This is a genomic window from Streptomyces sp. NPDC048612, assembly GCF_043199295.1.
Taxonomy (GTDB): Bacteria; Actinomycetota; Actinomycetes; order Streptomycetales; family Streptomycetaceae; genus Streptomyces.
Map to the genome: position 1 here is coordinate 449937 of NZ_JBICVV010000003.1, position 10095 is coordinate 460031.

General features: G+C 71.0%; 9 protein-coding genes and 1 pseudogene. 6 read left to right on the forward strand and 4 right to left on the reverse strand.

Annotated elements, in window-relative coordinates; all coding sequences use genetic code 11:
* Positions 1-74 precede the first annotated feature (74 nt).
* The 5 genes and pseudogenes from ACGFN2_RS08075 to metC all read left to right on the forward strand — a co-directional run bounded on the left by ACGFN2_RS08075 (position 75) and on the right by metC (position 5227).
* Positions 75-1343 carry a radical SAM protein gene (locus ACGFN2_RS08075; protein ID WP_393358403.1) on the forward strand — a complete coding sequence of 423 codons (1269 nt, stop codon included), beginning with the start codon at positions 75-77 and terminating at the stop codon, positions 1341-1343.
* Between the two features lie 14 nt (positions 1344-1357).
* Complete coding sequence (locus ACGFN2_RS08080; RefSeq protein WP_393358405.1) at positions 1358-2569, forward strand: acetyl-CoA carboxylase biotin carboxylase subunit family protein; 1212 nt, start codon at positions 1358-1360, stop codon at positions 2567-2569.
* A gap of 29 nt (positions 2570-2598) precedes the next feature.
* Positions 2599-2787 (forward strand): annotated as a pseudogene (locus ACGFN2_RS08085) (sulfurtransferase); the annotation flags it as partial.
* On the forward strand, positions 2784-4040 hold the full coding sequence (locus ACGFN2_RS08090; protein WP_393358407.1) for an MFS transporter: 1257 nt from the start codon (positions 2784-2786) through the stop codon (positions 4038-4040). The pseudogene ACGFN2_RS08085 and the gene ACGFN2_RS08090, both read left to right, overlap by 4 nt.
* A complete protein-coding gene (gene metC / locus ACGFN2_RS08095; protein WP_393358409.1) occupies positions 4037-5227 on the forward strand; it encodes a cystathionine beta-lyase in 1191 nt (396 codons plus the stop codon). The genes ACGFN2_RS08090 and metC overlap by 4 nt, the downstream gene beginning before the upstream one ends.
* Before the next feature lie 98 nt (positions 5228-5325).
* Here the strand turns inward: metC and ACGFN2_RS08100 are convergent, their stop codons facing one another.
* The 4 genes from ACGFN2_RS08100 to ACGFN2_RS08115 all read right to left on the reverse strand — a co-directional run bounded on the left by ACGFN2_RS08100 (position 5326) and on the right by ACGFN2_RS08115 (position 9095).
* Positions 5326-5997, reverse strand: coding sequence for an RDD family protein (locus ACGFN2_RS08100; RefSeq protein ID WP_393358411.1), 672 nt, complete (start codon positions 5995-5997; stop codon positions 5326-5328).
* A 164-nt stretch (positions 5998-6161) separates the two neighbouring features.
* Positions 6162-6884 (reverse strand): DUF6333 family protein, encoded by a 723-nt coding sequence (locus tag ACGFN2_RS08105; RefSeq protein ID WP_362613971.1) that lies wholly within the window; start codon positions 6882-6884, stop codon positions 6162-6164.
* Positions 6885-6965: 81 nt separating this feature from the next.
* The gene (locus tag ACGFN2_RS08110; protein WP_393358413.1) at positions 6966-7487 is read right to left on the reverse strand and encodes a GNAT family N-acetyltransferase; all 522 of its coding nucleotides are present in this window, start codon (positions 7485-7487) and stop codon (positions 6966-6968) included.
* Between the two features lie 186 nt (positions 7488-7673).
* Complete coding sequence (locus tag ACGFN2_RS08115; protein ID WP_393358415.1) at positions 7674-9095, reverse strand: helix-turn-helix domain-containing protein; 1422 nt, start codon at positions 9093-9095, stop codon at positions 7674-7676.
* A gap of 196 nt (positions 9096-9291) precedes the next feature.
* Here ACGFN2_RS08115 and ACGFN2_RS08120 point away from each other — a divergent pair, with 196 nt between their 5' ends.
* Positions 9292-9963, forward strand: coding sequence for a DUF4232 domain-containing protein (locus ACGFN2_RS08120; protein ID WP_393358417.1), 672 nt, complete (start codon positions 9292-9294; stop codon positions 9961-9963).
* The last annotated feature ends 132 nt before the right edge of the window (positions 9964-10095 follow it).

Consider the following 10095-nt stretch of genomic DNA (forward strand, 5'->3'; position numbering starts at 1 on the left):
GGCGCCCCGGCGCCACTCACAGCCGCACCTCTCGCCTCGCCCTTCCCGCGACTCGACCACGCCCTGGGGGAACCATGTCCATCGACAACGCGCCGATTTCCTACGATTTCCACGGAGATGAGCCGTTCAGCACGCCGTTCCAGGAGATCAGGCCCGAGGAGATCCACATCTACCTCGACCTGGACACCAAGGTCGGAAAGAACACCTGCGGACAGAAATGTACGCACTGTTGGTTCGTCAACTACGAGAAGGTCTACGACAAGTCCTTCGCCATGGAAGAAGGCCCGCGGATTCTCGCCGGACTCCAGTCGCACGGCTACCACGTCTACCCGCGGTACGTGGACAGCTTCGCCTACGACGGGGCGTTCATGCGCCTCTACGGCCCCGCCAACAACCGTGAGTTCAGACAGGAATCCGACCACAAACCCACCGAGACGATGGAGAAGGGCGACGCCTGGACCAGCGGCCGCCCGCTGCTCGCCGACAACTACCTGGAACTCCTCGACCTCGCCCGGGTCAACGGCTACGGCACCATCTCCATCACGTACCACGGTGTCATCGACGAGAACCTGGCCGTCATCGACGACGGCAGCTACCCGATCAAGGGCGTCTTCAGCGGGGCCGACACCGAGGAAGTACTGCGCCGGATCGACCACTACAACGAGCACCACCGCAGCACGCTTCCCGCGGACGCCGACCGGTCGGATGCCTTCCGGGTCAACATCGGCGTCACCATCGGCCGGCACAACCACGGCCGCCGGTCCCTGGAGCGCTACGCCCACTACTTCAACAAGCTGGGCGTCGACACGGTCCGCTTCAACAACTTCTCCGACCACGGCGGCCGGCACCCCGAACTCCAGCTCAGCTATGAGGAGATCGAGCAGGCCTACCGCGACTTCAAGTGGCTGCACGAGAACGTCGAGCTGACCTTCCAGCTCGGGGTGAGCGAGGACTTCGGGACCTTCGGCATCAAGGCCATGGGGTTCCCCGGCCATGTCGGCTGGTGCCGGGCCGGCCGGCAGCTGTTCGCCGCCATCCCCACCGAGGTCAGCGTGCTGTCGGAGTCGGCGGACGGCCGCCGCGAGAAGATCGGTGACATCGTCGGCTGCGTCAACACCTTCGAGCCGCACCTGGGCACCCTCGTCCGCACGGTCGCCGACGGAGGCGAGAACGTCCGCTACGACCTGGAGTTCGACCACGCGGCGATCGAGGCGTTCACCACCAAGCGCCTCACCGGTGTCTACAAGGACGGCTGCTTCGCCCGCGAACTCGCCCAGGCGCAGCAGCTCGTCTCCCGGGTCCCCGCACGCCGCCGCCTCCCGCTCGTCGAGACGACGGGCTGAAGGAGAACACGCACATGCCGCACGTCCTCGTCTTCGCCAAGACGCCCCACGCCAAGACCCCGTACGACCGCTGGCTGGCCGGCTCCGGCGTCGTGCCGGTCATCCTGACCACCACCGAATTCGCCGCCGGATACGGCCACTTGCCGCACGTGCACGCCTTCGACGACTACGACACCAACCAGCTCGTCGAGAAGACGGCACTGCGCCTGGCCCGCGAGCACGCCGTCACGGCCGTCTTCGCCCGCGCCGAGGCGGACGTGGTACGCGCCGCACAGCTGCGTGACCTGCTGGACCTGCCGGGACAGCGGACCGCGAGCGCCCTGGCGTTCCGCGACAAGGTGATCATGAAGAACCACCTCGCCGGCGGCCCGGTGGAGATTCCCGCCTACCGGCCGCTGGACTCGGCCTACACGGCCCTGGAGTTCGTCGCCGAGCACGGCTATCCCGTGGTCATCAAGCCGCTCTCGGAGTCCGGCTCGCTGGGCGCGGCCATCATCCATGACGAGGCGGAGCTGGACGCCTACCTGGCCCGCCCGTGGCGCGGCGCGAGCGAGATCGAGGTGTTCGTACCCGGGCAGATGTACCACGTGGACGGGCTGGTCGTGAACGGTGAGGTGGTGTTCGCGCACCCTTTCCGCTACCTCAACGACTGCCTGTCCTTCCGGGCGAACGACTGGGTCGCCAACCTCCCGCTGACACCCCAGGACCCGGTGCACGACCGGCTGCTCAAGGCGGCACGGGCGGTGCTGGCGGAGCTGCCCACCCCACCGCACACCGCCTTCCACGCGGAGCTGTGGATCACCCCCGACGACCGGACGGTGTTCTGCGAGATCGCCAGCCGGACCGGCGGCGGGATGATCAGCTCCATGGTCCGGCACGCCTTCGGCATCGATCTCGACAAGGAATGGCTGTACGCCGAATGCGGCCTCCCCGGCACCCTGGGCACCCCGGCCTACCGGCCCACCGGCGCGCTGTGCATCCCGCCGTCGAACGGCGTACTGACCCGGCTGCCCTCCGGTGACGAGCCGCGGTGCGTCCAGGAGGCCGCACTCACCGGCAGGGTCGGCCAGGAGTTCCACGGCGGGGTCAAGTCCGGCCTCTTCCTGGCCGGTTACGTCGTCGGCGGCGACACCGAGGAGGACGTGGCGGCCAACCTGGAACAGGTGGCGGCCTGGTTCGCCGACCGCGCCGAGTGGTCCCCCGCTCCCACGGGAGGCACCCGATGAACGGGCCGGTGCCCGGCGACTTCCCGCTCGCCGGGGAGCGCCGGCGCCTGCTCTTCAGCTGTGGCTCCGGCGTCACCGCCTGCATCCTGGCGCTGGGTGCGGAACTGGCCGGATACGACGACCTGGCGGTGTACGACGGGTCCTGGAGCGAAGGGGGTCTGCCGCGCGCGGACCGGCCGGTCGTCACCGGTCCGCGGAGCGGAGGGCCGTCGGCATGAGGTCCTCGCTCTCGGCCAAGTGGCAGACGTTCAGGGGGCTGTCGTCGAGCCTCAAGTCGCTGATCGTGCTGTCCTTCGTGGTCGCCCTCGGCAGCTACATGGTCACCCCGTTCATCGGTGTCCTGATGGTCCAGGCGGTGGGCCTGGACGTCCGCCTGGCCGGTGTGCTGGTGGCCGTCGCCACGTTCATCCAGTTCGGCGGCAGCATCCTGGGGGGCCTGGTCGTGGACCGGCTCGGCCTGAAGCGGACGATGGTCGGCTCGCTCGCCCTGCGGACCACGGGCCTGCTCCTGCTGGGGCTGGCCGTGCAGGTCCCCTGGGTCGCCTACCCGGCGGTGGTCCTCGTCGCCGCCGGTCCGGCGCTGTATCTCCCGGCGAACAAGGCGTACATCGTCACCTGTGTCTCCGACGAGCTGCGGCCGCTGTTCCTCGGTGTCAGCAGCGCGGCCCTGAACGCCGGGATGGGGCTCGGGCCGCTGCTGGCCGCCGTCCTGATCGACGCCGATCCGGTGGCGCTGCTCCTCGGCGCCGCGGCGCTGTTCGGCCTGATCACCCTGGCCCACCAGCTCACCATGCGGCCCCTCGCCCGCCGCCGGGACGTCCCGCCGGGCGGTGCCACCGCCCACGGGCCCGCCCCCGCCGGGAATCTCCGGTCCCTGCACGGCGCCCTGCGGCCGGTGCTGTTCACGGCCCTCGCCTTCTACCTCTACTTCTTCTTCCAGAGCTTCCTGGGCCTGTACGCCGCGGGCGTGCACAACATCCAGGTGCTCGGCTGGGCCATGCTCGTCAACTGCGCCATGATGGTGGCGCTCCAGCCGCCGCTGTCGGGATGGATCGCGCGGGCCGACTACCGCCGCCTGGTGGCCGGTTCGTTCGCCCTGATGGCTGCCGGGACGGCCGTGATGTCGCTGGGGCACACCGCTGCCCTGCTCGGCGGCACCGTGCTCTTCAGCCTCGGCGAGGTCTTCCTCTTCCTGCGCTGTGACCTGGAGATGGTCGACCGCCTGCCCAGCAATCCGGCCTTCGCCTTCGGCGTCCAGCGGCTGACGGCGGGGATCGGCGGCCTCCTCGCCGGTGTCGTGGGCGGCTTCCTCTTCGCCCACTACGAGAGCGCACACGACCTGGGCATGTTCTGGATCGCCGTCGCCGTGCAGTGCGCCGTCGCGGCAGCCATCGCCCTGGTACTCGGCGGCCGCCGGACCGCGGCGGCCGCACCACAAGGCGAGACAGCGGATCTGGAAGTGGTGTCATGACCGGCGAACCCTCGATGGAGACCCGGTTCGTGCACGCCGGTTCCGACCCCCGGCAACAGCACGGCTACGTCAACCCGCCCGTCCACCGCGCCTCGACGGTGCTCTACGAGGACGTGGCCGCGATGGACGCCTCGCAGGCCGACCCGTTGAAGCGCCGGATGCCGGTCTACGGCCGCTTCGGCACCCCCACCGGCCGCGCCTTCGAGACGGCGCTGTCCGAGCTGGAAGGCGGGCACGCCGCCGTCGCGACCTGCTCGGGTCTCGCGGCGCTCACCACGGCGATCCTGTCCTTCGTCCGGGCCGGCGACCACCTCCTCGTCAGCGACTCCGTCTACCTGCCCACCCGCAAGTTCTGCGACTCGCTGGCCGGTCTCGGCGTGGAGACGGAGTACTACGATCCCGGAGTGGACAAGTCCATCGAGGACCTGATCCGCCCCACCACCCGCCTCGTCTGTCTGGAGTCACCCGGCTCCACCACCTTCGAGGTACAGGACGTCCCCGCCGTCACGAGCGTGTGCCGCAGCCACGACGTGGTCACCGTCATCGACAACACCTGGGCCACTCCCGCCTTCCACCGCCCCCTGGAGCTGGGCGCCGACGTGGTCGTGCACTCGGCGACGAAGTACCTCACCGGTCACGCCGACAGCATCCTCGGGGCCATCGTGTGCACGGAGGACACCTATCCCGCGGTGCGCGCCACGGCGATCCGCCTCGGCCAGTGCGCCGGTGCGGACGATGTCTATCTGGGCCTGCGCGGGCTCCGTACGCTCGGCGTCCGGATGCGGGAGCACCACCGCCAGGCCGTCGGCCTCGCCTCCTGGCTGCGCGAACAGGACGGGGTGCGCGCCGTGCTGTACCCGGCGCTGCCGGGCGACCCGGGGCACGAGCTGTGGTGCCGCGACTTCACCGGCGCCGCGGGCCTGTTCGGCCTCGAACTCGCACCCGGGCCCGGCAAGCCCGCCGTGGACGCGCTGCTCGGGGAGCTGAAGCTGTTCGGCCTCGGGCACAGCTACGGCGGCTACGAGAGCCTGATCGTGCCGGCCGATCCGGTCACCCACCGCCTCCCCGGCACCTGGACCGGCCGCGGCCCCCTGCTGCGCCTGCACGCCGGCTTCGAGGCCCTCGACGACCTCAAGGAGGACCTGGCCCGGGGGCTGGCGACCCTGTCGGACTATGCCCGGTCGTGACTCCTGACGTATCGGACCGGACCCCCTCGGCCACCCGGCACGCGGTGAGCCCGAGGCAGGCCGGGCCCCGCCCACGGGGCCCGGTCGGTGCACCGACCTCAGCGTCGGGGGACGACCACCGTGCGCATGACCTTGTCCGCGAAGGTCTGGCCCTTCGCGTCCCAGGCCGGCCACAGGTAGCCGATGCTGCACGCCGCGCTGTCCAGCCCGTGGCAGATCCGGCGCAGCAGGGCCAGACCGAAGCCGAGCGGCCGGCCGGTCTCCTCGCGGATGAGCTGGATCTTCATGGCCTTCTTGCCCGGCGACGCACCCTTGCCCTCCTTGACGAGGATGACGATGTTGGCGATGACGATCCACAGGACGGCGAGCACCAACAGGCCGATGATGATGGGGACTCGTTGCGCCTCCCTGGCCGCTCGGCACGCGGAGTCGCCCAGGCAGTTCAGTGACTTCTCAAGGGCGATCGCGGCGAATACCGCGATGAACGGCACCAGGCTGGCGATCAGGAAGTCGATCAGAAACGCCCCGAAACGGCTGCCCCAGCTCGCGTACATCCCCGGCCCGACGGGCATCCCGGACTGCTGCGGGTAACCGGGCCCCTGCCCGAACTGCTGAGGAGGTACGTACGGGCCGGGCTGCTGCGGGGCGCCGTACGCCTGTGGGGGAGGCGGCGGCTGCGGGTAGCCGTACTGGGCCGGCTGCTGCGGAGCTCCGTACGGGGCCTGCGGCGGCTGCTGGCCGTAGGGATTGTTCGGGTCGCCGAAGCTCATCTGTGCCTTTTCTCCGATGTGTTCAGTGGGAACGATGCGGCGCGCCCCGGAGGAGAACACACGATGCGCTGGCCCACCCCCGCGGACACCTGCGGAACTACCTGAGGATCTTTCTGGTTGTGCCGTGGTTCTGTCCAACCGGGTCCCGGGAGGAGGGTGCATCGTTACCGGCCCCAGAACCAGCTCTCCTCCATCCGGAACGTGGAGCTGCTGGTGTGGCGGACCCGGAAGACGGACATCCGGAGGTCCGCGCGGCCCCACGGGTCACACGGTCCGAGCGCCAGCCGGCCCAGGGCCCGCCAGTCGATCTCGTCGGACTCCTCGGCCAGGTCGATCGCTTCCTCGACGAGGGTCTCAGCGCCGATGCCGAGGGCGCGCACCACGGCGTGAGGGTCGCCGGTGAGGTCCAACGGCTCGACGCCGGGCCACCCTTCGGCGTGCAGCATCACACCGCCGGGCAGCTGGATGAGGTCTTCGGTGTGGTCTTCTCCGCAGTCGACGTTAGCCGATCCGACGATCCTGGCGTCGGGGTGGCGCTCGCGGAGCGCGGCGGATGCCCCGAGCAGCGGCAGATCGCCGATGCTGTCGACCAGGGCCGGGTCGGTGACGGAGATGACGTTGCCCCAGCAGCCCACCCTGATGAGGTCCAGGTCCGCCCGCGTCCCCGGAGCCAGATGCTCGGCCGCGGAGACAGGGGGCAGCTCTTCGAGGACCTCGTCGACGGTGTCGAAGTTCTCGGCGAAGTGGCGGGCCCCTTCAGGGTCGTGGGGAGCAAAGCTCACGGTGCCGGAGGGGAAGGGCGGAAGGACGAGGGTGAGGGTGTGGTCGTCGCCGTGTCCCCCGACTTCTCGGTCGGGCGGGCAGGTCCAGAAGGTGGTTTCGGTCATGAGGGCACCGTAGCTACGGGTACTGACAAGGGGAGTTGGCGGCGGGATGGCGGGCGAGAACCACAGGTCGCGACGAACCGCTTAGGAGCGCGCCTCAGAAGTCGCTGCCCGGCCCGGCCAGGTGATCTCGTAGTACCTCAGTCGTTCGTCCTCCGCGACCAGTTGCATGCCGACGGCGGTCATGACGTGCTGGGAGGCGATGTTGTCGTGGTCCGTGTCGCCCTTGACGCAGGTGATGCCGTGGGCGCGGGCGAACGTCAGGAGTGCGCGGAGTGCTTCGGAGGCGTAGCCCTTGCCGTGTGCCGAGGGGCTCAGGCCGTAGCCGATCGTCACGCTGCCGTGGTGATCGGCGGGGCCGTGAAAGCCCAGACCGCCGATCGCCTGTGCGTGGTCGCGGAGCCGGATCTCGTAGGCGCCGAACGGCTGGGGGTTTCCCGTGTCCGCGCAGACGCTCAGGAAGCGCCGGGCTCCGGCGGTGTCCCCCGCGGTGGGGTAGTCGGGCGCCCACCGCGCATCGCTGTCCGGCTCGCCCGCCAGCAGTCGTTGCGCCTCGTCGGGGCTCAGCGGATGAAGGATGAGCCGCGGCGTCACAAGGTCGTCCATGGCGTTGGAGTATCACGGTGGACGGGCGGATCGCCTGCGCATTACCTGGCTTGGGCCGTCCCCGGCCCACACCGTCGTCCAAGGGGTGGGCCCAGGTCTGCCGGCACACGGGGCACCGCGTCCGCGAGCACGGCGTGTGAGCCGCTCGGCATGGCGCGCGGTGCCCTTCGGCGGCGCGGGTCGTGGCTACTTCGCCCGCTCGATCCACTCGCTGCCGCCCAGCGGGTAGTCGTAGCCGGGGCGTCCGGCGTTGGCGCTGGTGCGGAACGGGGCGCCGTTGTTGTTGATGTGCACGGTGCCGTGGCGGTCACCGCTCGACCAGTCCAGGGCGAGGTCCCAGCGGACATCGTGCGCCTTGGTGTGGGCGTTGAGGTAGAAGACCTCCGGGTCGGACTCGCTGATCTTGTAGGGGAAGTCGCGCTGACCGTTCTTGACGGTGACCGTGGGCCTGCCCTTGTCTAGGTCGACATCGAACGACTTGGTCTCGACGTTGCCGCCGCATCCGACGCCCATCGAGTAGTCGTTCCAGCCGAGCGGGGCGCCCTTGGAGACGACGCGTACGTGCAGCGCCTCCAGGACGACGGTGTCCTTCCGGGTGCCCTGCGCGGTCAGGGCGACGCGCTGCTCCCCCGAGGAGACCGCGCCGTACGCGGCGGCCCACCGCGGCGCGTCCTGCTCGCCGGCGGGCGGGCCGACCTGCTCAGGCTCACTGTCGACGAGGAAGTGCTGGCTGCACGGGCTGTCGTAGACGTAGGGGCGGGTGCCGACGTTGACCGGTACGCCGCCGTCGTGCCCGGCCGCGCCCCCGCCCTTGCGCTCGACCGACGCCGACTCCGAGGCCGACGCGGAGGGTTCGCCGGTCTTCGTACCCCGGGACGGGGAAGGAGCGGCCGACGCGGACGGCGGCTTGTCCTTCGCCCGGCCGGTAGCCGTATCCGTACCGGCGGGGATGCCCGCGGTCCCGGCTGCACGGTCGGCCTTCCCGTCATCGCCCCCGCCGCCGGCGGACGGCAGGTTCACCGCGAGCACCACGGCTCCCAGAACGGCGGCCGCGGCGACCGAGGCCAGGAGCGCGGTGCGGCGCCGGCGGGGCCGTACGGAAGCGGCCGGGACGGTGCCGACCGCAACCGGTTCCTCGCTGCCGCCGGACTCACCGCGCTCAGCGCCCTCGGACGCCGGCTCCGCCCCACCGCCCGTCACTTCAGGCGCCTCACCGCCCGCATCGGCGGCGTCCCCCGCCCGGTCTCCGGCACCGGTCACCGCTGCCCCGGGCCCCGGCGCCTCCGCTGAGGCCCCGGCCCCCGCACCGCGCGGCGCCGCGTCCGGTCCCTTCCGCCCCCGCGCCGCGTCCGCCAGAATCCACCGCCGGTGCAGCTCGACCAGTTCCTCGGGGCTCGCCCGGCACACCCGGGCGAGCCGCTCGACCGGGGCGTAATCGACCGGCACCGCACTGCCGTTGCAGTAGCGGTGCAGCGTCGACGTACTCATGTGCAGCCGTTTGGCGAGCGTGCCGTAGCTCAGCCCCGAGCGTTCCTTGAACCCCCGCAGCAGCTCCGCGAACGCGTCCGCATCCCCACCAGCCCCCGTCGCCCCTGTCGCACCGGACACCGTTGTTCCCCTCCCCGCGTGGCCCGACGCGTCCCGTTCCCGCGTTCCAGGCGTCTTCATTTCCCCCGGTCACAGCCCGCTTACGCGTTCCAGCATCCCCAACTGCCCGGTATGCGTGGCCGCTGGGACGGATCACCCCACATGCTCCGGACATCCAAGCACCACACCCACCGCACCTCCGAAGGGGCTCACCGACATGTCCAGCATCCGTACCTCCCGCGCCCGGGTCCTGACCGCAGCCGCGGCCGGCGCGCTCGCCGTCCTGTCCCTGACGGCGTGCGGCGACGGCTCCGGCGCCCGTAACGAAGGAGCGTCCGCGAAGGCCTCCGGTTCCTCCCAGGAGGACGCGAAGTCCGCGTCGGCCGGTTCACAGCCGGTCGCGAACGCGCCCCTGACGAAGACCTCCGCGGCCGGGATCGGCACCTCCCGCACCGGCGCCAAGGCCGCCACCTGCCAGGGCTCCAACACCAAGACGGTCGCTGCTCCCCTCACCCGTCCCGTCAACCACATGCTGCTCACGGTCACCAACACCAGCCGCAGCACCTGCTACCTCTACGGCTACCCGGCCGTCCGCTTCGGCGAGGCCCAGTCCGTGCCGCCGGTCATCGAGGCCTCCCACCCGCAGGCCGTCGTCACCCTGAAGCCGGGCGAGTCCGGCTACGCCTCGGTGAACCTGTCCGCGACCGACGGCAGCGGCTCCCACGGCCGTACGGAGAAGTCCCTGACCGTCTACTTCCAGGGCCCCTCCGGCAATGGCAGCGTCGGCACCGGCGCCCGCCCCTCGCTCCCCGCCAAGGGCGTCTACATCGACGACTCCCTCAAGGTCACCTACTGGCAGCAGTCGATGGACGACGCCGTCATCTGGTAACCACCGCACGTCTCCGAGCCGTTGTTGCGGCGGGCGGGGGGGGCCCCCCCCCCCGGGGGCCCCCCCCCCCCCGGGGCGCCGGGGGGGGGGCGGCGCGGCCGGGGTGAACCCACCCCCCGCAGGGCGTGAGGG

Excerpts from the sequence above, each read along its gene's own strand:
- ACGFN2_RS08105 (WP_362613971.1), bottom strand. The coding sequence starts at position 6,884 with ATGACCGAAACCACCTTCTGGACCTGCCCGCCCGACCGAGAAGTCGGG.
- ACGFN2_RS08120 (WP_393358417.1), top strand. The coding sequence starts at position 9,292 with ATGTCCAGCATCCGTACCTCCCGCGCCCGGGTCCTGACCGCAGCCGCG.
- ACGFN2_RS08090 (WP_393358407.1), top strand. The coding sequence starts at position 2,784 with ATGAGGTCCTCGCTCTCGGCCAAGTGGCAGACGTTCAGGGGGCTGTCG.
- ACGFN2_RS08110 (WP_393358413.1), bottom strand. The coding sequence starts at position 7,487 with ATGGACGACCTTGTGACGCCGCGGCTCATCCTTCATCCGCTGAGCCCC.
- ACGFN2_RS08100 (WP_393358411.1), bottom strand. The coding sequence starts at position 5,997 with ATGAGCTTCGGCGACCCGAACAATCCCTACGGCCAGCAGCCGCCGCAG.
- metC (WP_393358409.1), top strand. The coding sequence starts at position 4,037 with ATGACCGGCGAACCCTCGATGGAGACCCGGTTCGTGCACGCCGGTTCC.
- ACGFN2_RS08080 (WP_393358405.1), top strand. The coding sequence starts at position 1,358 with ATGCCGCACGTCCTCGTCTTCGCCAAGACGCCCCACGCCAAGACCCCG.
- ACGFN2_RS08075 (WP_393358403.1), top strand. The coding sequence starts at position 75 with ATGTCCATCGACAACGCGCCGATTTCCTACGATTTCCACGGAGATGAG.